This is a genomic window from Burkholderia pseudomultivorans (assembly GCF_001718415.1).
GTDB lineage: Bacteria > Pseudomonadota > Gammaproteobacteria > Burkholderiales > Burkholderiaceae > Burkholderia > Burkholderia pseudomultivorans_A.
In genome coordinates, this window is the sequence record NZ_CP013378.1 from 2,232,674 (window position 1) to 2,259,673 (window position 27,000).

The 27,000-nt window shown below is 69.3% G+C and carries 20 protein-coding genes, 1 tRNA gene and 1 riboswitch; of the genes, 5 read left to right on the top strand and 16 right to left on the bottom strand.

Going from position 1 to position 27,000, the window contains the following annotated elements:
* Nucleotides 1–96 precede the first annotated feature (96 nt).
* The 3 genes from WS57_RS22660 to pepN all read right to left on the bottom strand — a co-directional run bounded on the left by WS57_RS22660 (nucleotide 97) and on the right by pepN (nucleotide 4,352).
* Nucleotides 97–172: transfer RNA gene (locus WS57_RS22660), tRNA-Thr, on the bottom strand.
* Nucleotides 173–381: 209 nt separating this feature from the next.
* Nucleotides 382–1,395: a class 1 fructose-bisphosphatase gene (locus tag WS57_RS22665; RefSeq protein WP_009690045.1), complete on the bottom strand. Its 1,014-nt coding sequence runs from the start codon at nucleotides 1,393–1,395 to the stop codon at nucleotides 382–384.
* Nucleotides 1,396–1,658: 263 nt separating this feature from the next.
* Nucleotides 1,659–4,352 carry an aminopeptidase N gene (gene pepN / locus WS57_RS22670; protein WP_059602596.1) on the bottom strand — a complete coding sequence of 898 codons (2,694 nt, stop codon included), beginning with the start codon at nucleotides 4,350–4,352 and terminating at the stop codon, nucleotides 1,659–1,661.
* Between the two features lie 186 nt (nucleotides 4,353–4,538).
* On the opposite strand from pepN, the gene WS57_RS22675 reads away from it, so the two are divergent.
* Nucleotides 4,539–5,240 (top strand): DUF4136 domain-containing protein, encoded by a 702-nt coding sequence (locus tag WS57_RS22675; RefSeq protein ID WP_059481739.1) that lies wholly within the window; start codon nucleotides 4,539–4,541, stop codon nucleotides 5,238–5,240.
* Nucleotides 5,241–5,285: 45 nt separating this feature from the next.
* Here WS57_RS22675 and WS57_RS22680 read toward each other — a convergent pair whose 3' ends face one another.
* From WS57_RS22680 to WS57_RS22715, 8 genes are all read right to left on the bottom strand, one after another.
* The gene (locus tag WS57_RS22680) at nucleotides 5,286–5,858 is read right to left on the bottom strand and encodes a TMEM165/GDT1 family protein (RefSeq protein ID WP_009687442.1); all 573 of its coding nucleotides are present in this window, start codon (nucleotides 5,856–5,858) and stop codon (nucleotides 5,286–5,288) included.
* A gap of 77 nt (nucleotides 5,859–5,935) precedes the next feature.
* Nucleotides 5,936–6,072, bottom strand: a riboswitch (yybP-ykoY riboswitch).
* Nucleotides 6,073–6,155: 83 nt separating this feature from the next.
* Entirely contained in the window at nucleotides 6,156–7,475 is a 1,320-nt protein-coding gene (gene guaD / locus WS57_RS22685) for a guanine deaminase (RefSeq protein ID WP_069244879.1), read from the bottom strand.
* The gene (locus WS57_RS22690; RefSeq protein WP_059517958.1) at nucleotides 7,472–7,771 is read right to left on the bottom strand and encodes a hypothetical protein; all 300 of its coding nucleotides are present in this window, start codon (nucleotides 7,769–7,771) and stop codon (nucleotides 7,472–7,474) included. The genes guaD and WS57_RS22690 overlap by 4 nt, the downstream gene beginning before the upstream one ends.
* Nucleotides 7,772–7,797: 26 nt before the next feature.
* A complete protein-coding gene (locus WS57_RS22695) occupies nucleotides 7,798–8,823 on the bottom strand; it encodes an adenosine deaminase (RefSeq protein WP_009695155.1) in 1,026 nt (341 codons plus the stop codon).
* An 18-nt stretch (nucleotides 8,824–8,841) separates the two neighbouring features.
* Nucleotides 8,842–9,846 carry a xanthine dehydrogenase accessory protein XdhC gene (gene xdhC / locus WS57_RS22700; RefSeq protein ID WP_059517955.1) on the bottom strand — a complete coding sequence of 335 codons (1,005 nt, stop codon included), beginning with the start codon at nucleotides 9,844–9,846 and terminating at the stop codon, nucleotides 8,842–8,844.
* 676 nt (nucleotides 9,847–10,522) lie between these two features.
* Complete coding sequence (locus WS57_RS22705; RefSeq protein ID WP_069244880.1) at nucleotides 10,523–11,038, bottom strand: disulfide bond formation protein B; 516 nt, start codon at nucleotides 11,036–11,038, stop codon at nucleotides 10,523–10,525.
* A 138-nt stretch (nucleotides 11,039–11,176) separates the two neighbouring features.
* Nucleotides 11,177–12,553, bottom strand: a complete 1,377-nt coding sequence (locus WS57_RS22710; RefSeq protein ID WP_069244881.1) for an amidase — start codon at nucleotides 12,551–12,553, stop codon at nucleotides 11,177–11,179.
* Between the two features lie 7 nt (nucleotides 12,554–12,560).
* The gene (locus WS57_RS22715) at nucleotides 12,561–13,238 is read right to left on the bottom strand and encodes a GntR family transcriptional regulator (RefSeq protein WP_059517951.1); all 678 of its coding nucleotides are present in this window, start codon (nucleotides 13,236–13,238) and stop codon (nucleotides 12,561–12,563) included.
* Between the two features lie 281 nt (nucleotides 13,239–13,519).
* On the opposite strand from WS57_RS22715, the gene WS57_RS22720 reads away from it, so the two are divergent.
* The 3 genes from WS57_RS22720 (at nucleotide 13,520) to WS57_RS22730 (ending at nucleotide 17,140) form a co-directional block, all read left to right on the top strand.
* Entirely contained in the window at nucleotides 13,520–14,719 is a 1,200-nt protein-coding gene (locus tag WS57_RS22720) for a gamma-glutamyl-gamma-aminobutyrate hydrolase family protein (RefSeq protein WP_059602597.1), read from the top strand.
* 116 nt (nucleotides 14,720–14,835) lie between these two features.
* Complete coding sequence (locus WS57_RS22725; RefSeq protein WP_069244882.1) at nucleotides 14,836–15,558, top strand: DUF2968 domain-containing protein; 723 nt, start codon at nucleotides 14,836–14,838, stop codon at nucleotides 15,556–15,558.
* 286 nt (nucleotides 15,559–15,844) lie between these two features.
* Entirely contained in the window at nucleotides 15,845–17,140 is a 1,296-nt protein-coding gene (locus WS57_RS22730; RefSeq protein WP_059518064.1) for an MFS transporter, read from the top strand.
* Between the two features lie 724 nt (nucleotides 17,141–17,864).
* On the opposite strand, the gene WS57_RS22735 is transcribed toward WS57_RS22730, so the two are convergent.
* Nucleotides 17,865–19,709, bottom strand: coding sequence for a tetratricopeptide repeat protein (locus WS57_RS22735; RefSeq protein WP_419469143.1), 1,845 nt, complete (start codon nucleotides 19,707–19,709; stop codon nucleotides 17,865–17,867).
* Between the two features lie 349 nt (nucleotides 19,710–20,058).
* Between WS57_RS22735 and WS57_RS22740 the strand changes: the two genes are divergently transcribed.
* Nucleotides 20,059–21,705 carry an FAD-dependent monooxygenase gene (locus tag WS57_RS22740; protein WP_059600608.1) on the top strand — a complete coding sequence of 549 codons (1,647 nt, stop codon included), beginning with the start codon at nucleotides 20,059–20,061 and terminating at the stop codon, nucleotides 21,703–21,705.
* 7 nt (nucleotides 21,706–21,712) lie between these two features.
* On the opposite strand, the gene WS57_RS22745 is transcribed toward WS57_RS22740, so the two are convergent.
* From WS57_RS22745 to WS57_RS22760, 4 genes are read right to left on the bottom strand one after another with little or no spacing between them, the layout of a single operon-like run.
* Entirely contained in the window at nucleotides 21,713–21,964 is a 252-nt protein-coding gene (locus WS57_RS22745) for a formate dehydrogenase subunit delta (RefSeq protein WP_040126886.1), read from the bottom strand.
* Nucleotides 21,965–21,971: 7 nt separating this feature from the next.
* On the bottom strand, nucleotides 21,972–24,920 hold the full coding sequence (gene fdhF, locus WS57_RS22750) for a formate dehydrogenase subunit alpha (RefSeq protein ID WP_069244884.1): 2,949 nt from the start codon (nucleotides 24,918–24,920) through the stop codon (nucleotides 21,972–21,974).
* A 17-nt stretch (nucleotides 24,921–24,937) separates the two neighbouring features.
* Nucleotides 24,938–26,515, bottom strand: coding sequence for a formate dehydrogenase beta subunit (locus WS57_RS22755; protein WP_069244885.1), 1,578 nt, complete (start codon nucleotides 26,513–26,515; stop codon nucleotides 24,938–24,940).
* A complete protein-coding gene (locus tag WS57_RS22760) occupies nucleotides 26,512–27,000 on the bottom strand; it encodes an NAD(P)H-dependent oxidoreductase subunit E (protein ID WP_069244886.1) in 489 nt (162 codons plus the stop codon). Before WS57_RS22760 ends, WS57_RS22755 begins: the two co-directional genes overlap by 4 nt.

Here is a 27,000-nt window from a genome sequence, read left to right on the forward strand (position 1 = left end):
GGATGCCCGCAAGCGGAGCGGGAGAGGGCGTGCACGATTGCGCGCGCGGAAAAGAGAAAAGGCCTGACAAGCGATGCTTGTCAGGCCTTTATATCTTGGTGCCGGAGATAGGAGTCGAACCTACGACCTTCGCATTACGAATGCGCTGCTCTACCAACTGAGCTACACCGGCAGCAGAGAAATGAAATTATAGGGTGAATTCTGAAGTCTTGGCAATAGGTTTTTCGAAAATTTTTTCAGCTTGCTGCTGCTGTTTCGCGAAACCATCGATCCGGCGGACTTCCCCCGCTTTCACTTCACTGCGATGCAGCCCGTGAGGGCCACATCGCGAGGCGCGATTGTACTTGCGTCATCCGCACCCGTCTAGTGCTGCAGCGCAAATTAATGGCTTTCGTTGTGATAGCTCGTCACGCGCTCGACTTCGTTCTTCGAGCCGAGGAACACCGGCACGCGCTGGTGCAGGCCGGTCGGCTGCACTTCCATGATGCGCTGCGTGCCCGTGGTCGCGGCGCCGCCCGCCTGCTCGACGATGAACGCCATCGGGTTCGCCTCGTACATCAGGCGCAGCTTGCCCGGACGGTCCGGCGTGCGCTTGTCGGCCGGGTACATGAACACGCCGCCGCGGTTCAGGATCCGGTGCACGTCGGCGACCATCGATGCGATCCAGCGCATGTTGAAGTTGTCGCCGCGCGGGCCGTCCTTGCCGGCGTTCAGCTCGTCGACGTAGCGCTTGACCGGGTCGTACCAGTGACGCGCGTTCGAGGCGTTGATCGCGTATTCGCGCGTATCGGCCGGGATCTGCATGTTGCTTTGCGTGAGCACCCACGAACCGACTTCGCGATCGAGCGTGAAGCAGTTCACGCCGTTGCCGGTCGTCAGCACGAACACCGTCTGCGGGCCGTAGACCGCGTAACCGGCGGCGACCTGCTGCGTGCCGGGCTGCAGGAACGATTCTTCGGTGGCCTGCTTGCCGTCCGGGCAGCGCAGCACCGAGAAGATCGTGCCGATCGACACGTTCACGTCGATGTTCGACGAGCCGTCGAGCGGATCGAACACGAGCAGGTATTCGCCGCGCGGATAGTTCGCGGGGATCGGGAAGAACGTTTCCATTTCCTCCGACGCCATCGCGGCGAGGTTGCCGCCCCATTCGTTCGCGTCGAGCAGGATCTCGTTCGACAGGATGTCGAGCTTCTTCTGCACCTCGCCCTGGACGTTCTCGCTGCCGGCGGTGCCGAGCGCGTCGCCGAGCGCACCCTTCGACACGTTGTAGCTGATCGCCTTGCAGGCGCGGGCGACGACTTCGATCAGCAGGCGCAGGTCGGCGGGGAGGTTGTTGGTCTCGCGCTGCTGTTCGATCAGGAACTTGGACAGCGTGGTGCGGCGGGCAATGGACATGACAGACTCCGAAAGGCCAAAGAATCCTTGAATTGCCGCAATTTTACCTGTCGCGCTTCGGGCGCCGCCGCCTTTTTTCGTCCGGTTACAAGGGCCGGCGGCCGAACCGGCCCGGTTTTCTGCAGAGGGAACGCGGGGCGCGCCCGCGATGCGGCGGCCGGAATGCGGGCGCTGGCGACCGTCCGACAAATAAAAAAGCCGGCGCCGCAGCGGGCAGCGCCGGCCTTCGCGCCCCGAGCGCGCGGGGCGATGCAGCGATGGCGTTACGCGAGCGCCTTCTCGACGATCTCGCGCACGTCGCGCGATTTCGCGCCGGCCGCGACCTTTTCGAGCGCGTCGCGCATCCTGTCGCGCAGCGCAGGCGTGAAGCGGCGCCACAGTTCGAGCGAGCGCGCGAGGCGCGCGGCGACCTGCGGATTGATCGCATCGAGCGCGAGCACCTGCTCGGCCCAGAACGCATAGCCCGAACCGTCCGCCGCGTGGAACTGCGCGGGGTTGGCCGCGCAGAAGCTGAAGATCAGCGAACGCGCGCGATTCGGGTTCTTCAGGTTGAACGCGGGATGCGCCATCAGCTTGCGGACCTTTGCGAGCGTCGGCTGCGCGGGCGTGCCGCGCTGCGCGGCCTGCATCGAGAACCACTTGTCGATCACCAGCGCTTCCTTCTCGAAGCGCCGGTAGAAGTCGTCGAGTGCGCGCTCGGCCGGTTCGTTCGCGCCGGCCGCCGCAGCCGACAGCAGCGCGCCGAGCGCGGCCGCGCGATCGGTCATGTTGTTCGCCGCGTCGTACTGCGCGGTCGCGATGCGTACCGCGTCGGCCGGATCCTCGAGTTCGGCGAGGTAGGCGAGCGCGAGGTTCTTCAGCGCGCGGCGGCCGGACGCTTCGGGCGTCGGTTCGTATGCGCCCGGCGTCTGGTGATGCTCGTAAGCGGCGAGCCAGTCGGCGCGCAGCGCGGTCGCGAGCTGGCGGCGCACGAACTGGCGCGCGCGATGCACGGCAGCCGGATCGGCCTCGGCCATCTGGTCGGCGAGGTAGGTTTCCGACGGGAGCGTCAGCGCGAGTTCGCGGAACGCCGGCGACAGCTTCGCATCGGTCAGCACGCGGCGGAACGCGGCGACGAAGTTCTCGCCGAGCGCGAGCGGCTCGTTCGCCGCGGCGCGGGCGGCGAGCGTCAGCAGCGCGCGCGTCGCGAGGCGCTGGCCGGCTTCCCAGCGGTTGAACGGATCGCTGTCGTGCGCGAGCAGGAACGCGAGGTCGTCGTCGCTGTAGTCGTACTCGACGATCACCGGCGCCGAGAAATTGCGCAGCAGCGACGGCAGCGGCGCTTCCGGCACGTCGACGAACGTGAAGGTCTGCTCGGTTTCGGTGAACTCGAGCACGCGCGTCGTGCCGGCTGCGGCAGCCTCGCCGTCGAGCCGCAGCGGCAGGTCGCGGCCGTCGCGGCCGATCAGGCCGATCGCGAACGGGATCAGCAGCGGGCCCTGCTGCGTTTCGCGCGCGGCTGCCGACGCATCGCCGTAACCCTGCGCGAGCGTGACCGTATAGCGGCGCGCGGCGGCGTCGTAGGCGGTGCGCACCGTCACGCGCGGCGTGCCGGCCTGGCTGTACCAGCGCTCGAACTGCGCGAGGTCGCGGCCGTTCGCGTCGGCCATCGCGTGACGGAAGTCGTCGCAGGTCACCGCATGGCCGTCGTGGCGCTTGAAGTAGAGGTCCATCCCCTTGCGGAAACCGTCGCGGCCGAACAGCGTCTGGTACATCCGCACGACTTCCGAGCCTTTCTCGTAGACGGTCATCGTGTAGAAGTTGTTGATCTCGACGTAGCTTTCCGGGCGCACCGGGTGCGCCATCGGGCCCGCGTCCTCGGCGAACTGCAGCTGGCGCAGCACGCGCACGTCCTCGATGCGCTTGACCGCGCGGGCCGCCGATTCGAGGTCGTCGCCCGCGGCCATGTCGGCCGAGAACTCCTGATCGCGGAACACCGTCAGGCCTTCCTTCAGGCTCAGCTGGAACCAGTCGCGGCAGGTCACGCGGTTGCCGGTCCAGTTGTGGAAGTACTCGTGGCCGACCACCGATTCGATGTTCGCGAAATCGACGTCGGTCGCGGTCTCGGGGTTCGCCAGCACGTACTTCGTGTTGAAGATGTTGAGCCCCTTGTTCTCCATCGCACCCATGTTGAAGTCGCCGACCGCGACGATCATGAAGCGGTCGAGATCGAGCTCGAGGCCGAAGCGCTTTTCGTCCCAGCGGATCGAGTGGATCAGCGAGTCCATCGCATGGCGGGTCTTGTCGAGATCGGCCGGCTCGACCCACACCTGCAGCAGCTTTTCCCTGCCGGAGCCGGTGGTGATCTTTTCCTCGATCGCGACGAGCTTGCCGGCGACCAGCGCGAACAGGTAGCTCGGCTTGCGGAACGGGTCTTCCCACTTCGCGAAGTGACGGCCGTCGGGCAGCTCGCCCGAATCGACGAGGTTGCCGTTCGACAGCAGCACCGGGTAAGCGGCCTTGTCGGCGCGCAGCGTGACCGTGTACGACGCCATCACGTCCGGGCGGTCGAGGAAGTAGGTGATGCGGCGAAAGCCCTCGGCCTCGCACTGCGTGAAGAAATTGCCGCTCGACACGTACAGGCCCGACAGCGTCGTGTTCTGGTCGGGCGCGCACGCGCTTTCGAGCGTCAGCTCGAACGCGTCGGGCACGTTCTCGACGCTCAGCCCGTGCTCGTGCGCGCGCACGGCGCCGTGCGGCGCGCCGTCCAGCTGCGCGCCGAGGAATTCGAGCGCCTCGCCCATCAGTTCCAGGTGCGGGACGGGCGCGGCATCCGGATTGCGGCGCACGCGCATCGTATTCCTGACGATCGTGCGGGCCGGCGCGAGATCGAATTCGAGCGCGACGGAATCGATGAGGAAGGCCGGCGGCGTATAGTCGGCGCGGCGGATCACGGTGGAGGAGGCGTTGTCGGACATGGTCGTCGAGATCGGTGGAATGGGGATCGGGCCCGCGACGCGGGCCGGGCGAACCGGCCCATTGTACAAAGGCTTGCGGCCGCGTGCCGCGCGAACTTTTTACCGGTCCGGACAGTCCGCGTATTATCGGCATCCCGTCCGGCTCGCGCGGTGCGACGAACGGGTGACGGATCGACGAGGACGAACATGAAACGCGAATGGATTCATCGCAGCGCGGGCTGGCTCGCGGCGCTCGGCGTGATGCTGCTGACCGGCTGCACCAGCTACGTGACGACGCAGGTCACCGCCTTCTCCGACTGGAGCGGCAGCGACGCGACCCGCACCTATGCCTTTGCGCGTACCGACGCGCAGAAGAACAGCATCGAGCAGTCGACGTACGAGCCGATCGTCGCGAACGAACTGTCCGCGTACGCGTTCCGCCAGGTGCCGCCGGCGCAGGCGCGCTACCTCGTCGGGCTAAGCTACGGCGTCGGCAGCGATCTCGTGACGGTGCCGCAGCCCGTCTACTACGATCCGTGGTTCGTCGGGCCGGGGCCGTACTGGCGACGCGGGCCGTGGGGCCCGTGGGGTCCCTGGGGACCGATGCCCGCCGGCTATGTCGCGCAGACGTACCAGGTCTTCGATTACACGCTCGGCATCCGCATCACCGAGCGCGCGACCGGCAAGGAGGTCTACAACGTGACCGCGCGCACGACCGGCGACAACGGCGCACTGCTGTATGCGATGCCGTTTCTCGCGCGCAGCGCGCTTGCCGACTTCCCGCTCGCGAACGGCGCGATCCGCACGGTGCGGCTGCCGGTCGACAAGCACGGCGGGCCGGCAGCGCCGGCCTCCAACGAACGCGCGGTGCCGGCCGCGCCGGCATCGGGCGCGGCCGTCGCGAAGTAGCTTACAGCGGCGCGGCCACCCGGTCGCGCCGCTGCGCGTGAGCGATCAGAGTCCGACGCCCAGCAGCGCCAGCGCGCCGAGCACGACGAACAGCACGGCCGCGATCGCATGCACGAGCCTGGTCGGCAGGCGGTGCGCGAAGCGGTCGCCGAGCAGGATCGCCGGCACGTTCGCGAGCATCATCCCGAGCGTGGTGCCGGCCACGACGCCGATATAGTCCTGGAAGCGCGCGGCGAGCGCGACGGTCGCGAGCTGCGTCTTGTCGCCCATTTCCGCGAGGAAGAACGCGACGAAGGTCGCGCCGAACACGCCGAGCCTCGAGCGGTTCGCGTTGGCTTCGTCGGCGTCGAGCTTGTCCGGCACGAGAATCCACAGCCCCATCCCGATGAACGACGCCGCGAGCGCCCAGCGCATGATCGACGGCGTGACGAGCGCGCCGAGCCATTCGCCGAGCGCGCCTGCGCAACCGTGGTTGACGAGCGTCGCGACGAGCACGCCGAGAATGATCGGAACGGGCTTGCGATAGCGCGCGGCCAGTACGAGGGACAGCAGCTGGGTTTTGTCGCCGATTTCAGCGAGGGCGACGGCGCCGGTGGAGATCAGGAAAGCTTGGGACACGTACGGGATTCCACGGGCCTTGTTATGCGTGCGAGCGACGATCCACGGCGCGCCGGGCCCAGATGCGGCGCGCCATGAACCATCGGTCTCGCCAGGCCTCGGTGGCTGCGTCCGCCATGGCCGAACGGCCAAGTCTGTTGACGGACGCCCCCGTCACGATGCGCGCCGTGGGCGCGGACATCGAGCGGAGCGGCTACTCCCCAATGAGTGGCGGATTCTAGCATGCCGCGCCGCGCGCGGGAAAGCCGGTTGCAAGGTGCATGCGCGCCCGCCCCGGGAGGGCGCGCATGCCGGCCGTCACGCGGCGGCGGGGCGTCGGGCCGCGCCGCGCTCGTGCACCAGCCGGCCGGCCGCGTAGGTGCGATAGACCGCGCGATCGTCGCCGAGCAGCGCGAATGCGAACAGCAGCTCCTCCAGCGATTCCGCGTGCTTCGTGCGGCGCGCGAGCAGCGGCGTCGCGGCCGGGTCGAGCACGACGAAGTCGGCTTCGGTGCGCGGCGCGAGCGTGCCGACCGTGTCCGCGAGATCGAGCGCCCGCGCGGCGCCGGCCGTCGCGAGCCAGAACATCCGCGTCGCCGTCAGATGATGCCCCGACAGCCGTGCGACCTTGTGCGCCTCGTTCATCGTCTGCAGCATCGAGAACGACGTGCCGCCGCCGACGTCCGTCGCGAGCGTGACGGGCACGTCGTATTCGCCGGCCTTGTCGAAATCGAACAGCCCGCTGCCGAGGAAGAAGTTCGACGTCGGGCAGTGCGCGACCACAGTGCGCGTCTCGGCCATCCGGCGGCGGTCCTCGTCGTCGAGGTGGATGCAGTGGCCGTACACCGCACGCGGACGCAGCAGCCCGTAGCGGTCGTAGATGTCGAGATAGCTGCGATGGCCCGGGAACAGCTCGGCCACCCATTTCACCTCGTCGACGTTCTCCGCGACGTGGCTCTGCACGAACACGTCCGGATGACGGCGCGCGAGCTCGGCGCACGCTTCGAGCTGCGCTTCGGTCGAGGTCGGCGCGAAGCGCGGCGTCAGCGCGTACATCTGGCGCCCGCGGCCGTGCCAGCGGCCGATCAGCTCGGCGCTGTCGTCGTAGCCCGACTGCGCGGTGTCGCGCAGGAACTCGGGGCAGTTGCGGTCCATCAGCACCTTGCCGGCGATCATCCGCAGGTCGCGCGCGTCGCTCGCCGCGAACAGCGCGTCGGCCGACTGCTTGTGCACCGTGCAGTAGACGAGGGCGCTCGTCGTGCCGCACGCGAGCAGTTCGTCGACGAAGAACTCGGCGACCTCGCGCGCATGCTCGGGATCGCCGAAGCGGCGCTCGGTCGGGAACGTGTACTTGTCGAGCCACGGCAGCAGGCCCGGCGCCGGCGACGCGATCATGTCCGTCTGCGGATAGTGGATGTGCGTGTCGATGAAGCCGGGCACGATCAGCTTGTCGCGCAGATCGTGCACGACCGCATCGCGCGCGAGCGTCGGCGCGAGCTGCGCATACGCGCCGGCCGCGACGACCTTGCCGTCGTCGACGATCAGCAGGCCGTCGGTCTCGTGGTTCGCGGCCTGGCTCGACTGTGCCGGGTCGCCGTTGAAAGTCAGCAGCTGGGATCGAAAAGCGGTTTGCGTCATGACGAATGGTCCTGCATCAAGGTAAGGCGAACAGAAGAAGACAGCCGGCGCCGCGCGGGCGATGGCATGGCGCGCGCCCCCCACGCGCGGGCGGGACGGTGGATTGCGCGGGAGCGGGGCGCGATCGCGGCCGATGCGGCTGCGACGGTCCGCAACGGCGCGCGCTCGCGAACCACGACAATCGGCGGCATCGCGACCGCCGCGCCGCCCGCGGTCGGGCGATGCACGCGCATGCGGCCGACTTGGCGCCAGGCCGGGCCGGTCGTCGCGAAGCGGATGCCGTTGCCGTGTTTCATCTGTCAGCGCACCTCGATGCCGGCCGTCACGCGGACTGCCAGTACGCGTCGAGGCGCGCGATCAGCGCGTCGCGCTGCGCGGCGTCGACGAACGACGCCTCGAAGCCGTTGCGGATCACCGCATGGACTTCGGCGTCGGTGAGCTGCAGCCCGTCGACGGTCGCGAAATAGTTGTCGTTGACGTAGCCGCCGAAATAGGCCGGATCGTCGGAGTTGATCGTCACGGCGACGCCGCGCTCGAGCAGCGCCTTCAGCGTGTGCTTCGCCATGTCGTCGAACACGCACAGCTTCAGGTTCGACAGCGGGCACACGGTAAGCGCCGTGCGCGTCTTCGCGAGCCGCTCGACGAGCGCCGCATCCTCGATGCTGCGCACGCCGTGATCGATCCGGTCGACCTTCAGCACGTCGAGCGCTTCGTAGATGTAGGCCGGCGGGCCTTCCTCGCCTGCATGCGCGACGAGCTTCAGCCCGAGCGCGCGCGCCTGCTCGAACACGCGCGCGAACTTGGTCGGCGGATGGCCGAGCTCGGACGAGTCGAGGCCGACGCCGATCAGGCGGTGACGGTAGCGCTCGAACAGCGGCAGCGCGGATTCGAACGTCGCGAGCGCGTCCTCTTCCGGCAGATGGCGCAGGAAGCACAGGATCAGCCGGCTCGACAGCCCGCGCTTTTCGGCATCGGCAAGCGCACGCTCGATGCCGGCGACGACCGTTTCGATCGGCACGCCGCGTTCGGTATGCGTCTGCGGATCGAAGAACAGTTCGGTGTGCACGACATTGTCCGCGAGCGCGCGCTCGCAGTACGCGGCCGTCATGTCGTAGAAATCCTGCTCGGTCAGCAGCACGCTCGCGCCGGCGTAGTAGATGTCGAGGAACGACTGCAGGTCGGTGAACGCGTAGGCGGCGCGCAGTGCGTCGATCGAGTCGTATGCGAGCTTCACGCCGTTGCGCTGCGCGAGCGCGAAGATCAGTTCGGGCTCCAGCGAGCCTTCGATGTGGATGTGCAGCTCCGCTTTCGGCGCACGGGCGATCTTGTTCTTGAATGTCGGGGTCATGGCGTCGTTCTTGGTCGGTCAGAGAATGGGGGAAGCCTGCGCGGGCGCGTTCGCCTCGACGGCCTGCAGCAACTGCGCGGCCACCGAGATCGCGATCACTTCGGGCGCCTTGTCGACGATGCCTTCGACGCCGATCGGGCAGCGCATCCGCGCGACCTGGGCCGGGTCGATGCCGATCGCCGCGAGGCGATGGTCGAACTGCACGCGTTTCGCGTGCGAGCCGATCATCCCGAAGTACGCATAGTCGCCGCGCCGCAGGATGCGCTCGGCCAGCACGAAATCGAGTGCGTGGTCGTGCGTCATCACGACGAAGTACGTATGCGGCGGCGCGGCGTCGACGGCGTCGGCCGGCTCGTCGCGCGCATCGATCGCGAGATTGCCGATGCCCGCGAGCGCATCGGCCGGCGGGAACGCCGCGTCGCGCCGGTCGATCCAGCGCACGTGGCACGGCAGCGTCGCCAGCACCTTGACGAGCGCGGCGCCGACGTGCCCGGCGCCGAACAGCGCGACGGGGAACGCATACGGCGCGATCGTCTCGGTCATCAGCGACACGCCGCCGGTTTCCCACAGCAGGCAGTCGGCGCGCGCGGCGGCCGATTCGGGTTCGCTGAGCAGCGGCGCACCCGGCGAGGGGCCGAATGATACGCTACGCACGGTCGCGGCGCCGGCCGCGACGCGTTTCGCGAGCGACATGATCCAGCCGAGATCGCCGACGTCGAGCCGCTCGAACGCGAGCACGACGGCGCCGCCGCAGCACTGGCCGAGGCTCGGGCCGAGCGCTAGCCGCTCGAGCCGGCGCGCGTGGGGCACGTGCGCACCGTCCTTCAGCAGGTGCCGGGCGATTTCGATCGCCTTCCATTCCAGATGACCGCCGCCGATCGTATGGCGCGCCGTGTCGCGCGTGACGAGCATCTTGGTGCCCGCCTCGCGCGGCGCGGAGCCGTCGGTATGCGCGACCGTCACGAGCACGGCTGCCTCGCCGTGCGCGAGCAGTTGCTGCAGATCGCCGAGCCAGGCTTCCATCAGCGGGCTCCGTGCGAAACGACGTGGCACGACGCGCGGCGCGGGCTGGCGGGCGCGGCGGCAACGGAAGCGGACGGGAGCGGGGCGCGCTGCACGCGTGTCGAACGCGCGGCGACGGCGCCCGGACGGGACGCGCGAACGGGGCGGCCGGACGAGCGGACGCCATGAGGGTGACGGATGCGGATGGTTTGCGTTGTCATGATGAATCCAGTCGACATTGCGGATCAGGCGCGCGTTACGCAGGAGGGGAGACCGCCTGGCCTCGCGCACGTAGATCGCCATCCAGTCGCGAAGATAGCACCGCGGGACGACGCGAACATCGTCAGGCGCTGATCCGGGCTATCAGACGGCGATCATGTCGATCATAGGCCCGTCGTGCGGTATCGGGGCGCCGATGCGTGTACATCGGGCCGAAACACCGGCGGGACAAGGCGCGGGCGCGCGGGCGGTGCGATGCGCGCGGCGGCGGAAATTCGGGGGACGGCGGGGTAGGTGTTTACGCGCGGCCGGCGAGGTGCCGCCGGCAAAGTGCGCCTGGTCGCGTCCGGCCGGAGCGTGGAAACGGGCCGGCGACAGGGAAACAAGCCGGCCCGGCCGCACGCACGGTCGCGGAGGTCCCCGGCCGGCGCCACGGCGGTCGGCCGTATCGCCGGCCGCGGCGGCGCCCCGGTTCGGCTCAGGCCGACGCCAGCTTGCGCCGGTGACGCCAGAGGCTCGCGACGACCGGAAGCAGGATCGCCGCGAAGCCGGTCAGCGACCAGCCGGGCAGCAGGATCCCGAAGATCGGCGGGTAGACCGTTTCGCACAGGCCGGCGACCTTGAACATGCCGGGGAACCAGTGCGCGGGCGGCAGGCTGTCGACGATCGGCTGCAGCGTGTCGAAGCCGCAGCTGAAGCCAGGGTTCAGCTGGATCGACAGGTGCCGCGCGGCGGTGCCCACGCCGCCGGCCGCGGCGATCGCGATCAGCAGCTCGAGCACCCAGACGCCGCGCCAGCTGCGGATCCCGGCGGCGAGGAACGCGAAGATCCCGATCGCCGCGAAGAAGTAGCGCTGGATGATGCACAGCGGGCAGGGGTCTTCGTTCTTCACGTACTGCAGGTACAGCGCGCCGGCCAGCAGGGCGATGCAGACCCATCCGAGCAGCATCAGCAGGCGGCGTTCGCGGCGTAGCGCAAGCGTGGAGTCGTTCATGTCGGCGGGGTTCCTCGTCGGTCGGTCCGGAAAACAATCGCGCGATTTTAGCGCGAACGAACTGGCACGAAACTGACGGCGCACCTGCGGCGTCCCGCCGCACCCCGTGCGCCGCCCGCCGTCACGTCGCGCGAGCGGTCAGCGGATCGTGTTCAGCACGGCCTCGACCGACTGGCCGATCGCGAGCAGCGCATCGTCGCGATGCGGTGCGGCCGCCAGCATCAGGCCGACCGGCGCCGCGTCGCGCGGATGGCACGGCAGCGACAGCGCGCACGCGTCGAGGAAGTTGAACGCGCTCGGATTGCGCAGGATCAGCGCGTTGGTGCGCGTGAACGCGGCGTCGTCCGCTTCGAGGTCCGCGATGCGCGGCGGCACGACCGGCACCGTCGGCGCGACGAGCGCATCGAAGCGCGACCAGACCGTGTGAGCGGCTTCGTCGAGCATCGCGCGGCGCGCGGCGAGCAGGTCGAGATAGTCGGCTGCGCTCGCGGGCTCGCCCTTCAGGATGCGCGTCAGCACGCGCGGGTCGTAGCGGTCGCGATGCTGCGCGAGCAGCGGGCGATGCCACGCGTAGGCCTCGATCGGCGAGAAGCCGAAGCGGTTGATGTCCGGCAGCCGGTCGAGCGCGGCGAAGCGCACTTCGGTGACGATCGCGCCGGCGGCTTCCAGATGCTTGAGCGCGGTATCGAGCGCGGCCGCGACGTCGGCATCGACGCCGTCCGTCACATGGTTCGTCAGCACGCCGAGCCGCACGCCTTCGAGCGGCCGTGCGGCCGGCACGTGTGGCTCGAGGCCTGCGAGCGTCCGGTCGACCAGCGCGCAGCACGCGACCGTCAGGCCGATCGGGCCGAACGAATCGAGCGTGGTCGACAGCGGCACGCCGCCTTGCGTCGGGATCCGGCTCGCGGTCGGCTTGAAGCCGGTCAGTCCGCACAGCGCGGCGGGAATGCGGATCGAGCCGCCGGTGTCGGTGCCGAGCGCGACGGCCGCCATCCCGTCCGCGACGGAAGCCGCCGCGCCCGACGACGAGCCGCCGGCAATTCGCGCATCGCCCGGCACGCCGCGCCGGTACGGCGACGCCGGCGTGCCGAAGTGCGGATTCAGCCCGAGGCCCGAGAACGCGAATTCGCTCATGTTGGTGCGACCGACCAGCACCGCGCCCGCGCGCTTGAGCCGCGCGACGGCGACCGCGTCGGCCTGCGCGGGCGGCGCGCCGTCGAGCACGCGCGAACCCGCGCGCGTGACCTGGCCGGCGACGTCGAACAGGTCCTTGACCGACACCGGGATGCCCGCGAGCGGCGACAGCACGGTGCCGGCGGCGCGCAGGCGGTCGTGCGCGTCGGCCGCAGCGCGCGCGTTGTCGGCGTCGACCTCGGTGAACACGACGGCGCCCTGGCCGGACGGATCGGCGATGCGCTCGAGCGCGGCGTCGACGAGCGCGCGGCTGGTGGTCGTGCCGGCGGCGAGATCGGCGGCGAGCTGGGCGAGCGGGGGGAACGGGGTGAAGGTGGTCATGGGCGGCTCAGGGACGAAGATGTTGGACAAGCGTGGAGCGAAACGAATCGATATGGCGTTCGACGGCCGCGCGTGCGCCGGCGGCATCGCGCGCGGACAGCCGTTCGAACAGGTCGCGGTGCTCGCCCTGGACGTCGGCGAGATGACGCGGCTCGGACAGCGTGACGAACCAGAAGCGCAGCGAGCGCTCGTGCAGCGCGCGCAGGACGTCGGCGAGGACCGGATTGCGGGCGGCCGCGGCAATCGCCTGATGGAACGCGCGGTCGATCTCCATCATGCCTTCGACGTCGTGCGCGTCGACGCACGCGTGGCCGTCGTCGAGCAGCGCGGCCAGCCGCGCGAGATCGTCGGGCGTCGCGTGGCGCGCGGCCAGTTCGGCGCAGTGCGCCTCGTTGATGCGGCGCACCTCGATTACCGCGACGATGTCGTCGAGCGACAGCGGCTGCACCATCAGCCCCTTGCGCGGCATCACGGACAGCAGCCCTTCGAGCACGAGCCGGTGCACGGCCTGGTGCACGGGCGTGCGGCCGATGCCGGTGCGCGCGACGAGGTCGGCCTCGTTGAGCGCGGCGCCGGGCTTCAGGCGCATCGTGATGATGTCGCGCTGGATCAGCGCGTATGCGCGGTCGGCGAGGCTGGACGCGGCGGCGGGCCGGGCGTGCGACAGGTCGGTCAGGGTGTTCATGCAAGCGACGGCGCGGGGGCCGGGACGCGGTCAGGCGCGCGGACGACCCCGGCAAGCGTGGACAATGCGACGATATTATTGTGATATATCACCGATGTCCAGTGTGCCGGGCGAAGGAAGGTCGATGTCGGTTCGTGCAGGAAAGGATGCCATCGGGCGTACCTTGCGACGAACTTGCAACAATATCGACAGGATGTTGCAGGTTTGCCGCGCGATCGTGCACTGACGCATAATGAATCCTCGTCTATCCATACGCGTGAGCGACGTACCAGACCATCGTCATGAGCGAAAACACGCCTTCCCTGGCCGGTCTGCCCGGCACCTCGTCAGCCTCTTCCGATTCCCCCCGTCCCGCTCCGGCGCACGCGCCGGATGCCTCAGTGACCTCATCCGCTGCCGCACAGAACGTCGCCGCCGACGGCGCGTCGCCCGTCACGGCGGCGTCCGAGCCGGGCGCGCCCGGCGCGACGGCGGCAGCGGCCGGCGAAGGCGCGGCCGCCGCTGCGGCGGCGCCGCGGCCCGGCTCGCCGCCGCCCGGCTTCGGCGCGGCGCCCGATTTCGATACGCCGCGCCCGCCGCCCGCGAACGCACCGACCGCGCCGCCTGCCTATCTGCGGCAGAGCGACACGCCGTGGTCGGTGTTCGGCCGGATCATCGCCGCGCGTGCGCGCCGGCTGTTCGACCGCGCTGGCCAGCGCATCACGCAGCGCACGCTGCGCATCGGCGTGTCGGCGCGGATCTTCCATCCGGAACCCGGCGCGAAGGGGCTGCGCGGCAAGACGCTGCAGTATCTCGAGGAATCGATCGCACACTGGGTGATGTCGCGCGACGTGATCGTGTTCATGATCCCGACCGTCGGTCATCAGGGGATGCTGCATCCGAGCAACATCCGCCTGCGCGACTACGCGAAGTGCCTCGACGGCCTGCTGCTGCAGGGCGGCGCCGACGTGTCGCCGCAAACCTACGCGGCGTCGGATGCGCGCCCCGAATGGCCGGGCGATCGCGTGCGCGACATGTACGAGCTGGAGCTGCTGCATGAATTCGTCGAGTCCGGCAAGCCGGTGCTCGGCGTGTGTCGCGGCTGCCAGTTGATCAACGTCGCGTTCGGCGGCTCGCTGTACCAGGACATCGCGACCGACGTGCCGACCGCGAATGCGCACGTGAGCGAGCATTACGACCAGCATCGCCACGCGATCCGCTTTCCCGATTCGTCGACGCTCGCGAGCATGTTTCCCGGGCGCAGCGAGGCGATCGTCAACTCGATCCACCATCAGGCGATCCGCGATCTCGGCCGCGACCTGAACATCGAGGCCGTGTCGGCCGGCGACGGGATCATCGAGGCGATCCGCTACCGGCGGGCGCCGTTCGTCGTCGGCGTGCAGTGGCACCCCGAGTTTCACCGCGCGGGCGGCGCCGAACTGCTCGACTGCACGCCGCTGCTCGACGCGTTCCTGCGTTCGGCGCGCGAAACGCGCCTGTAGCCGGCGGGCTTCTTCACCTCGCGCGAAGGCCCCGGCCGCGTCTCGACCAATTCGAGATACGGCCGCGGCGATTTGAATGATAATCGCGGCTCCCGATTCGTTCGCCGGAGTTGAAGTTGGCCTTCCGAACCTTTTCCTCTGTCCGATGTGCAACGTGGATCGCTGCGATGGCCGTCTGCGTTGCCGGTTGCGCGCAGACGGGCACGGCTGCGTCGTTGCCTGCGTCGGTGGACGCGACCGCGCCGGCCGCGGGCACGCGCCCGGCGGTGACGAGCCTGAGCGGCGATGCGCGGCCCGCGGCTGCCGCAGCGCCCGCGGCCGATGCCGCCGCGCAAGGCAATGTCGCCGAGCTGGCGCAGATGCTGCACGACGGCCGCATCGTCGAGATGCGCACCACCTACAACGGCAGCTACGGCGCGAGCCTGATGTTCGATCCGCGCGAGATGACCTATTACGCCGCGCTGTTCCAGGACAAGCATTTGTGGCGCGTGATCAAGTCGCAGGAGAAGCCGCGGGCGGAGGCGGTGTATGCGAATTTCGTCCAGCAGACCGCGCAGCTGGCCGACGTCGAGATCCTTCGCACCGAGCTGCAGGCGCAGAAGGCGTTTCTCGAACGCGCGATTGCGCTGCAGGCGAACCGCGCGCAGCGGCTCGAAGCCGACCTGGGCGTCGCGCGCAGCCAGCAGGCCGAAGTCGCGCAGCGGCAGCAGTCGGCGCAGGCGCAGGCGCGCGCGTTGCAGGTCGAGAAGCACGCAGCGCAGGTGCAGTTGCGCGACCTGCAGGAGCAGGTGCGGCAACTGGAGCGGCAGGCCGAAACGGGATTGCCTGCGCGCAAGTGACGATTCGTCGAGCCGATCGGCCGACGCAAGGATGAAACCCGGCGACGCATGCGTCGCCGGTTTTTTTCAGGCGGGCGGCGAGCCGGATGCGGCGACGGCCGGCGCAGCGGCGGCACAAGGCAAATGTCGGCTTGCCGTGGCATCATTTGCGAACCCTGTCGGCAGGTGCGTCCTTGCGCGGCGCCGCCGGCGGGCAGCGATGCCCGTGCGCGCCGGCTCCGGCGCGGCGTGCATCGTCGGATCCACGCGGCGCGGATTTGCGCCATCCGAGCAGAGCGAGAAAAACATGTCCACAGCGTCACACGCGGTCGCACAGGAATCGAAAGTCCGCACCGTGTTCCGGGTCGTCAGCGGCAACTTCCTGGAAATGTACGACTTCATGGTCTATGGCTATTACGCGTCGGCCATCGCCAAAACCTACTTTCCGAGCGGCAACGCGTTCGCGTCGCTGATGCTGTCGCTGTCCGTGTTCGGCGCGGGCTTCCTGATGCGGCCGGTCGGCGCGATCGTGCTCGGCGCGTATATCGACCATCACGGGCGACGCAAGGGGCTGATCCTGACGCTCGGGCTGATGGCGCTCGGCACGCTCACGGTGGCCGCGGTGCCCGGCTACGCGACGATCGGCGCGCTCGCGCCCGCGCTCGTGCTGCTCGGCCGGCTGCTGCAGGGCTTCTCGGCGGGCGTCGAGCTCGGCGGCGTGTCGGTCTATCTGTCCGAGATCGCGACGAAGGGGCACAAGGGGTTCTATACGTCGTGGCAGTCGGGCAGCCAGCAGGTGGCCGTCGTGTTCGCCGCGTTCGTCGGCGTGCTGCTGAACCGCGCGCTGCCGGCCGAGGACATGACCGCGTGGGGCTGGCGCATTCCGTTCCTGATCGGCTGCCTGATCGTGCCGTTCCTGTTCCTGATCCGGCGTTCGCTGAAGGAGACCGACGAGTTTCTCGCGAAGCATCATCGCCCGACGATGGGCGAGATCATGCGCTCGATGCTCGACAACTGGGGTGTCGTGATCGCCGGCATGGGGATGGTGATCATGACGACGGTGTCGTTCTACATGATCACCGCCTATACGCCGACCTTCGGCAAGGAAGTGCTGCACCTGTCGTCGCTCGACGCGCTGGTCGTGACCGTGTGCGTGGGCGTCTCCAACCTCGTCTGGCTGCCGCTGTCGGGCGCGCTGTCGGACCGCATCGGCCGTCGTCCGGTGCTGATCGCCTTCACGGTGCTCACGCTCGTGACGGCGTACCCGGCCGTGCTGTGGCTCGTCGGCGAGCCGTCGTTCCTGCGGCTGCTCGCGGTCGAGCTGTGGCTGTCGTTCCTGTACGGGTCGTACAACGGCGCGATGGTCGTCGCGCTGACCGAAGTGATGCCGGCCGACGTCCGCACGGCCGGCTTCTCGCTCGCGTACAGCCTCGCGACGACGATCGGCGGCTTCACGCCCGCGATCTCGACGCTGCTGATCCACGAGACCGGCAACAAGGCCGCGCCGGGGCTGTGGCTCTGCGTCGCGGCGATTTGCGGGCTGATCGCGACGCTGGTGCTGTATCGCACGCCCGAGGCGCGCAATCAGTACAAGGCGGCCTGACACGCCACGCAACGCGGCGGCTGCGGCCGCCGGTCTCGTAGCGGAGGAGCGCAATCGCGCTCCCTTTTTTTGTTGTGCGCCCAGCATGGGCGCACTCCTGCGGGTGAAAGTCCCGCCATAAGCTGGTCATGGCGAATGAAGTGAAGCGCAACTGCATGAGGGCGACCGAGTGTGGGGAGGAAGCGTGGAGCGTAAATCGCGAGCCGATGGACAAGAACCGTATAGAAGGCGCTGCCGAGCAGGGCGAGCGGGCAACAAACCGCAAAGCTCTCGTGACCAAAGCGAAGCGGCGTAAATACGGCGGTTGTGCGATGAAGGAGTGCGTTCTTACCTGGGGAGATCTCGCCTTGTGCCTGAAAGGGCGACGGTGCAGACCGGAGCGAGAAGTCAGCAGAGGCCGTAGTAGTGAGGTGGTGTGGCCGGGAAGGCTAAAGCTGCCAGCGAAGGGCCGAAGGAATGGGAGGGCAAGCCCTCTGGTTCTCGGAAGTGAATAGCCTCAGATGTTCGCGTAAGTGAAGCTCGCCGAACGGTGGATAGGGTGAAGCCCGACAGGCCCAGGCAGCGAGGAATCAGTTTCGGTGAAGCAGACAACAGCGAACCTGGGTGTCGGGTCGGGAGCAACACAAGCCCGGCAACCTCAACCATTCCAACCGCCCGGTGCGGACCCGCATGCCGGGTGGTGTGGGAGGGGATCGGTCAGGTTAACTGACCGCCCCTATCCCGATTACGCCCGGTTGTCGCGCAGCGCATCGGCGACGGCCGCCGCGACGTCGTGCCATGCGCCCGGCGTGCGCTGGCGGACGATCCGGGCCTGCGGATACCACGGGCAGTCGTCGCCGGTGAACCAGCGCCAGTCGGCCGCGAACGGCAGCATCATCCACAGCGGCTTGCCGAGTGCGCCCGCGAGGTGCGCGACGGCCGTATCGATCGTCACGACGCCGTCGAGCCGCTCGATCAGCGCGGCCGTATCGGCGAAATCATTGAGCCGGCCGTCGAGCCGATGCACGCGCGGGTGCGCATCGATGCGTGCGCGTTCGTCGTCGTCGAGCGCCGGCTGCAGCACGATCCAGTCGATGTCCGGCAGCGCGAGCAGCGGCGCGAGCGTGTCGAACGGCATCGAGCGGTTTTCCTGCGCCTGCCGGCGCCCCGACCATGCGAGGCCGAACTTGCGCTTCGCCTGCCCGCCGAGCGAGCCGCGAAAACGCCGGCGTGCGCTGTCGGGCGCGCCGAGATAGCGCGCGCCGGCCACGATGTCGGCCGGTTGCAGCCCGAGTGCGAACGGCAGGCTCATCAGCGTGCAGGCGAAGTCCGCCGCAGGCGGCTTCGCCGAGCCCTGCGCGACGAGCGTCACGCGCCAGCGCGTCGCGGCCGGCGCGAGCAGCGCGACGAGTTCCGGCTGCACCTCGAGCACGACGCGCGCGCAGCGTTCGCGCGCGCGCGGCACGAAGCGCACGAACTGCAGCGTGTCGCCGAATCCCTGTTCCGCACGGATCAGCAGCGTCTTCGACGCGATCGGTTCGCCGCGCCAGCGCGGCAGCGCACCGATCGGCGTGGCGCCGGGCGTGTCGTGACGCGCTTCGTAGGCGGGCAGGCCGCGCGTGAAATCGCCGAGCGTCAGCAGCGTGACCGCGCGGTGCAGTTGCGCGAGCGTGAGATCGGGCGCGACGCGCAGCGCCTGGTCGAACGCGCGCAGCGCCATCTCGTGCGCGCCGAGCGCGTGATGCGCGTTGCCGAGATTCAGCCATGCGAGACTGAACGACGGGTCGAGACCGACCGCGCGTTCGTAGTAGGGCAGCGCGTCGCGATGCCGCGACTGCGCGCAGAGCGCGTTCGCGAGCCCGAACAGCGCGAGCGGAAACGGCGGGTGCAGCGCGAGCGCGGCCTCGAACGCGGCGGCGGCTTCCGCGTGACGGCCCACCGCGTCGAACGTGTTGCCGAGGTTGAAGTGCGCGGCGACGAAGCGCGGCTGCGCGGCGATCGCGGCCTGGAAATGCGCGATCGCGTCGTCGGCGCGGCCCATCGCGCTCAACGCCATCGCGAGATTGTTGTGTGCGCCCGCATGGCCGGGGCGCAGTTCGAGCGCGCGGCGGAACGCGGCGAGCGCGTCGTCGTGGCGGCCGAGCGCGTTCAGCGCGTTGCCGAGGTTGTTGTAGATCGACGCGTCGTCGGGCGTGAGCCGCAGCGCGCGGCCGAAGGCGTCGACCGCGTCCTCGTGGCGCTGCAGCGCCGCATACGCGTTGCCGAGGTTGTAGTGCGCGAGCGGAAATTCGGGCGCGAGCGTCAGCGCATTGCGAAAGCGCTCGATCGCCTCGTCGAGCCGGCCGAGCGCCTTCAGCGCGTTGCCGAGGTTGAGCTGCAGCGCGGCGTCGTCGGGACGCAGCGCGACCGCGCGGCCGACGAGATCGGCCGCCTCGGCATGCTGGCCCTGCTGATGCCGCAGCACGCCGAACAGATGCAGCGCGTCGGCGTCGGCGGGATTGGTGGCGAGCGCGGCGCGATAGCCGTGCTCGGCCTCGGCGAGGCGGCCCGCGCGATGCGCGGCGTACGCTCGGTCGAATGCGGAATCCATGACGCGAAAACTGACGGAAAGCGCGTATTTTCCCACACCGCGCACGCCGGCCGCGCATTGGCCGGACGGCATATGGCCCCGTCACGCCGAGCGGCGTAGACTAGGGCCTGTTGACATCGGGAACGCCGATCCGAGCGCCCGAAATCGCTCGTCGCGATTTCGCGCCTTCCCGCGACTCGAGTTTTCCGGGATGGGGCGCGGCGAACGGATCGGGCACGTGTCGCGCGCGGCCGCTGTCGCGGCAGTGCCAGCGCGTTCCCGGTGCAAGCAAACCCTCGGGCCGATTGGCACGACAAGCTTGTCGTGGCGCAAACCGGTCCCGGCAAGATCGTGTGTCATCGAGGTGCTCATGGCTGACACCCTTCTCGATATTCCGCCCGTGCTGATCGTCGGCGCGGGGCCGACCGGCCTTGCCGCGGCGATGAGTCTCGCGCGCGCCCGCGTGCCGGTGCGCATCATCGACAGGCTGGCCGCGCCGGCGCCGTATTCGCGCGCGATCGGCATCCAGGCGCGCACGCTCGAACTGCTGGAGCAGCATCGCGCGGTCGAGCCGTTTCTCGCACTCGGCCATCGCGCGCATGCGGCCGCGCTGCATGCCGAAGGCCGCGTGATCGCGCGGCTCGATTTCGATCCGCTGCAAACGCGCTATCCGTATCTGCTGCTGCTCGACCAGAGCGTCACCGAGCGGCTGCTGACCGAGCATCTGGCCGGGCTCGGCGTGACGGTCGAGCGCGGCGCGACGCTGGTCGCATGCGACAACGGCGGCACCTCGCTCGACGTGACGATCCGCGATGCCGACGGGCACGACACGCGCTGCACGCCGTCGTACCTGATCGCCGCCGACGGCGCGCACAGCACGGTGCGTCACCTGCTCGGCGTCGGTTTTGCCGGGCACGCGTTCGAGCAGACTTTCCTGCTCGCCGATCTCGCGGCGATCCCCGACTGGCCGGACGACGAGATTCATCTGTTCACGACGCCCGGCGGCATCGCCGGCCTGTTCCCGATGGGCGACGGCCGTTATCGGCTGGTCGCCGACCGGCCGCCCGGCGGCGATACGTCGCCCGACGCGTCCGCTCCGTCGCTCGCCGAATGCGAAGCGATCGTGCACGCGCGTATCGGCGCGTCGATCGCGACGAGCGATCTGGCGTGGTCGTCGTATTTTCATCTGCACAGCCGAATGGTCGGGCACCTGCGGCGCGGGCGCGTGTTCTTCGCGGGCGATGCCGCGCATATTCACAGCCCGGCCGGCGCGCAGGGCATGAACACCGGCATCCAGGAAGCGCTCAATCTCGGCTGGAAGCTCGCGCGCGTGCTCGGCGCAGGCGCGCCCGAGCGGCTGCTCGATACCTATCACGCGGAGCGTCATCCGATCGAGCGCGACGTGCTGCGGCAGACGAGCTTCGTCACGCAGATCGCCGAAGCCGATCATGGCGCGATGAAGCTGCTGCGCGACCATGTGCTGCCGCTGCTGTCGTCGTTCGGGCCGATGCGCGACGCGGTGCGGCGCTCGGTCAGCGAGCTCGGCGTGCAGTACCGCAAGAGTCCGCTGACGCTCGAGCGCGTGCTCGACGGCGGCCCGCGTGCGGGCGAGCGTGCGCCCGACGCGGTCGTGCATGTGATCGACGGGCCGCTCGGTCAGGCGCCCGGTACGGCGCGGCTCTACGATCTGCACGATCCGGCGAGCTTCACGCTGCTGCTGCTCGAGGAGCAGCCGGCCGACGAAACGGAAGACGCGCCGCCGTTGGCGGCGGATGTGCAGTCGCTCGTGCAGGGGCTCGAGCGCATCATGCCGGACGCGGTGCGCGTATGGCGCGTCGCCGATGCCGAAGGCGACGGCGCGGCCGGACTGGCGCAAGCCTATGGCCGGTCGCGGCCGTCGTTCTATCTGCTGCGGCCCGACGGCTACGTCGCCGCGCGCGGTCGCGCGGCGTCCGATGCCAACGCGCTGCTGCGCCATTGCGAGACCTGGTTCGCGGGCACGCCGCTGCCCGCGTAGAGGCGGCTCAGGCCGGCGTCGCGGCCGGCACGAGCGAGGCGCGGTGCGCGGCGATCGCGTCGCGCACGATCGGCAGCGCGCGCCGGCCGCCTTCGCCCGCCGGGTCGTCGAGCGCGGCGAGCAGTGCGCGGCGCATCCGCGGCTCCCAGAAGCGCCGGATATGGTCGGCGATGCCGGCCAGCGCTTCGTCGCGATCGGGCATCGATTCGAAAAACGCGCCGATCTGGTTGGCCATGTCGATCAGGTGTTGCTGGTTCATCGTGGCCTCACTTGCCTGTCGTCACGGGAGTCGGCGCCGCGCGACGCTCGAGCAGGTCGAGCTGCTCGGCGTTGAAACGCGCATACGCACGCTGCCAGTCGGACGGCTGCGCGACGGGCATCACCTGCACGGCCGTCACCTTGTACTCGGGGCAGTTCGTCGCCCAGTCCGAACTGTCCGTCGTGATCACGTTCGCGCCCGATTCGGGGAAGTGGAACGTCGTGTATACGACGCCCGGCTGCATGCGTTCGGTCACGAGCGCGCGCAGCACCGTCTGCCCGGCACGCGATTCGATGCCGACCCAGTCGCCGCTCCGGATGCCGCGATCCTGCGCGTCGTGCGGATGGATTTCGAGACGATCCTCTTGATGCCACTGCACGTTCTCGGTGCGGCGCGTCTGCGCGCCGACGTTGTATTGCGACAGGATGCGGCCCGTGGTCAGGATCAGCGGATAGCGCTGCGTGACCTTCTCCGGCGACGCAATGAACTGCGTGATCACGAACTTGCCCTTGCCGCGCACGAACGTGTCGATGTGCATCGTCGGCGTGCCTTCCGGCGCGGCCTCGTTGCACGGCCACTGGATGCTGCCGAGCGCGTCGAGCTTCGCGTACGACACGCCCGAGAAGGTCGGCGTGAGCCGCGCGATCTCGTCCATGATTTCCGACGGATGCGCGTAATCCATCTCGTAGCCGAGCGCGCGCGACAGCATCAGCGTCACTTCCCAGTCCGCATAGCCGGCCAGCGGCGGCATCACCTTGCGCACGCGCGAGATGCGGCGTTCCGCGTTCGTGAAGGTGCCGTCCTTCTCGAGGAACGACGAGCCGGGCAGCAGCACGTGCGCGTACTTCGCGGTTTCATTCAGGAAGATGTCCTGCACGACGATGCATTCCATCGCCGACAGCGCGGCCGCGACATGCTGCGTGTTCGGATCCGACTGGACGATGTCCTCGCCCTGGCAGTAGAGCCCCTTGAAGCTGCCGTCGAGCGCCGCATCGAACATGTTCGGGATGCGCAGGCCCGGTTCCGGCTGCAGCGTCGCCGACCATGCCTCCTCGAACAGCGCGCGCACGCTCGCGTCGCCGATATGCCGGTAGCCGGGCAGTTCGTGCGGGAACGAGCCCATGTCGCACGAGCCCTGCACGTTGTTCTGGCCGCGCAGCGGATTGACGCCGACGCCTTCGCGCCCGACGTTCCCGGTCGCCATCGCGAGGTTCGCGATGCCCATCACGGTGGTCGAGCCTTGCGCGTGCTCGGTCACGCCGAGCCCGTAGTAGATCGCGGCGTTGCCGCCCGTCGCGTAGAGCCGCGCGGCGGCGCGCACCTGTTCGGCCGGCACGCCCGTCACCTCGGCGCTTGCCTCGGGCGAATTCTCGGCACGCGACACGAACTCGCGCCACTGCTCGAACGCGCGCGTGTCGCAGCGCTCGGCGACGAACGCGTCGGCGACGAGCCCTTCGGTGACGATCACGTGCGCGAGCGCGTTGACCATCGCGACGTTGGTGCCGGGGCGAAGCTGCAGGTGGTGGGTGGCCTTCACGTGCGGGCCGTCGACCACGTCGATGCGACGCGGATCGATGACGATCAGCTTCGCGCCTTCGCGCACGCGGCGCTTCAGCCGCGAGCCGAACACCGGGTGGCCGTCGGTCGGGTTCGCGCCCATCACGACGATCACGTCGGCCTTGCCGACCGACGCGAAGGTCTGCGTGCCGGCCGATTCGCCGAGCGTCGTCTTCAGGCCATAGCCGGTCGGCGAGTGACAGACGCGCGCGCAGGTGTCGACGTTGTTGTTGCCGAACGCGGCGCGCACCAGCTTCTGCACGAGGTAGGTTTCCTCGTTCGTGCAGCGCGACGACGTGATGCCGCCGATCGAATCGCGGCCGTACTTGTCCTGCAGCTTGCGGAACTGCGTCGCCGCATAGCTGAGCGCCTCGTCCCAGCTCACTTCGCGCCACGGGTCGGTGATCTTCTCGCGGATCATCGGCTTCGTGATGCGGTCCTTGTGCGTCGCGTAGCCCCACGCGAAGCGTCCCTTCACGCACGCATGGCCTTCGTTCGCGAGCCCGTTCTTGTGCGGCGTCATTCGCACGACCTGCGTGCCCTTCATCTCGGCCTTGAACGAGCAGCCGACGCCGCAGTATGCGCAGGTGGTGATCACCGAATGCTCGGCCTGCCCGAGCTGGACGACCGACTTCTCCTGCAGCGTGGCCGTCGGGCAGGCCGCGACGCACGCGCCGCAGGACACGCATTCCGACGCCATGAACGATTCGCTCTCGCCGGCGGCGACGCGCGATTCGAAGCCGCGCGCGGCGATCGTCAGCGCGAACGTGCCCTGCGTTTCCTCGCAGGCGCGCACGCAGCGATTGCAGACGATGCACTTCGACGGGTCGTACGTGAAGTACGGATTCGACTCATCCTTCGCCTCGCGCAGATGATTCGCGCCGTCGAAGCCGTAGCGCACCTCGCGCAGGCCGACCACGCCCGCCATGTCCTGCAGCTCGCAGTCGCCGTTGGCGGGGCAGGTGAGGCAGTCGAGCGGGTGATCGGAGATGTACAGTTCCATCACGTTGCGGCGCAGCGCCTGCAGCCGGTCCGACTGCGTGCGCACCTTCATCCCGGCTTCGGCGGGCGTCGTGCACGAGGCCGGATAGCCGCGGCGGCCCTCGATCTCGACGAGGCACAGGCGGCACGAGCCGAACGGCTCGAGCGAATCGGTCGCGCAGAGCTTCGGCACGTTGACGCCGGCTTCGATCGCGGCGCGCATCACGGACGTGCCGGCCGGCACGGTGACGGCCTGGCCGTCGATTTCGAGCGTGACATCGGTGTCCGCGTGGCGCTGCGGCGTGCCGTAGTCGGTATCGTCGAACGGGTCGCGCACACGCGCCTGTGCGGCGCTCTTGCACGCGCATTGGCCCGAGCCGCAGCCGCCTTGGCGGACGTTGTTCGTGTCGAGTGACATGCAGGGCTCCTTCTGGGTCAGGCCGCGGCCTTGACGGGACCCGACGCGGCATCCTTGCCGGCGGCGAGCCCGAAATCTTCGGGGAAGTGATCGAGGGCGGACAGCACCGGATACGGCGTCATCCCGCCCATCGCGCACAGCGAGCCGGCGAGCATCGTGTCGCACAGGTCGCGCAGCAGCGTGACCTGCCGCTCCGACGTATCGCCCTGGCGGATGCGCGCGATCGTCTCGACGCCGCGCGTCGAACCGATCCGGCATGGCGTGCACTTGCCGCACGATTCGATCGCGCAGAACTTCATCGCGTATTCGGCGAGCGCCGCGAGGTTCGACGTGTCGTCGTGCAGCACGATGCCGCCGTGGCCGACCACCGCGCCGATCGCCGCGTACGCTTCATAGTCGAGCGGCACGTCCCACTGATGCTCGGGCAGGTAGGTGCCGAGCGGGCCGCCGACCTGCGCCGCACGCGCGGGCCGGCCGCTGGCCGTGCCGCCGCCGAACTCGAACAGCAGCTCGCGCAGCGTGACGCCGAACGCGAGCTCGACGAGGCCGCCGTGGCGGATATTGCCCGCGAGCTGGAACGGCAGCGTGCCGCGCGAGCGGCCCATCCCGTAATCGCGATAGAACGCGGCGCCGCGCGCGAAGATCACCGGCGCGGTGGCGAGCGTGATCACGTTGTTGATCACGGTCGGCTGGCCGAACAGGCCGGCGAGCGCGGGCAGCGGCGGCTTCGCGCGCACGACGCCGCGCTTGCCTTCGAGCGATTCGAGCAGCGCGGTTTCCTCGCCGCATACGTACGAGCCCGCGCCTTTCGCGACATGCAGCTCGAACGCATGCGCGGAACCGAGCACGTGCTCGCCGAGCCAGCCGGCCTCGCGCGCCCGTTCGATCGCGGCTTCGAGCGTCGCGATTGCGTCCGGGTATTCGCTGCGCACGTAGATATGGCCGACCGTCGCGCCCGTCGCGATGCCCGCGATGATCATCCCTTCGATCAGGCAGTACGGATCGCTTTCCATGATCAGGCGATCGGAGAACGTGCCCGAATCGCCTTCGTCCGCGTTGCAGACGATGTATTTCTGCCTGGCGCGCGCCTGCCGGACCGTGCGCCATTTGATGCCGGCCGGGAACGCCGCGCCGCCGCGGCCGCGCAGCCCCGATTCGATCAGCAGCTCGCACGCGGCGTCGCCATCGAGCGCGAGTGCGTTCTTCAGGCCGGCGAGGCCGTCGTGCCGCAGGTAGTCGTCGATCGACAGCGGATCGGTCAGCCCGATCCGTGCGAACGTCAGGCGCTGCTGGCGCGCGAGATAGGGCAGCGCGTCGACGAGGCCGACGCCGCTCGGATGCGCGCCGCCTTCGAGCCAGCCCGCGTCGAACAGTGCCGGCACGTCGGCGGCCGACAGGTTCGCGTAGCCGACGCGGCCGGCGGCCGTGCCGACCTCGACCAGCGGTTCGAGCCACAGCAGCCCGCGCGAGCCGTTGCGGACCAGTTCGATCGCGGCGCCGCGCCGTTCGGCTTCCGCGACGATCGCGGCGGCGAGCGCATCGGCGCCGAGCGCCAGCGCGGAGGAATCGCGCGGGACGTAGATGCGGGTCGTCATGCGGCCTCCTCGGTGTGCGCGACCGCATCGGCCAGCAGCGCATCGAATTTCTGCGGCGTGACCTTCGCGTGCAGCACGCCGTTGACCGTCATCGACGGCGACTGCGCACACAAGCCGAGGCAGTAGACCGATTCGAGCGCGACGGCCTGCGCATCCGAAGCGTCGTGCGCGGCGTCGAACCGGCACCCCGTGCGCGCCTCCGCGTGTTCGGCAAGCGCCTCGCAGCCCATGCTGCGGCACGCTTCGGCGCGGCACATCTGGATCGTCACGCGTGCGGGCGGCACGGTGCGGAAATGGTGGTAGTAGGTCAGCACGCCATGCACTTCGGCGCGCGACAGGTTCAGCGCCTTCGCGAGCGGCGCGACGCAGCCCGGCGGCACGTAGCCCGCATCGTCCTGGATGGCATGCAGGATCGCGACGAGCGACCGGCCGGGGCGCACGTGGCGCTCGACGAGGGCGTCGGGCGCGGGGGAATTCGGGGACAT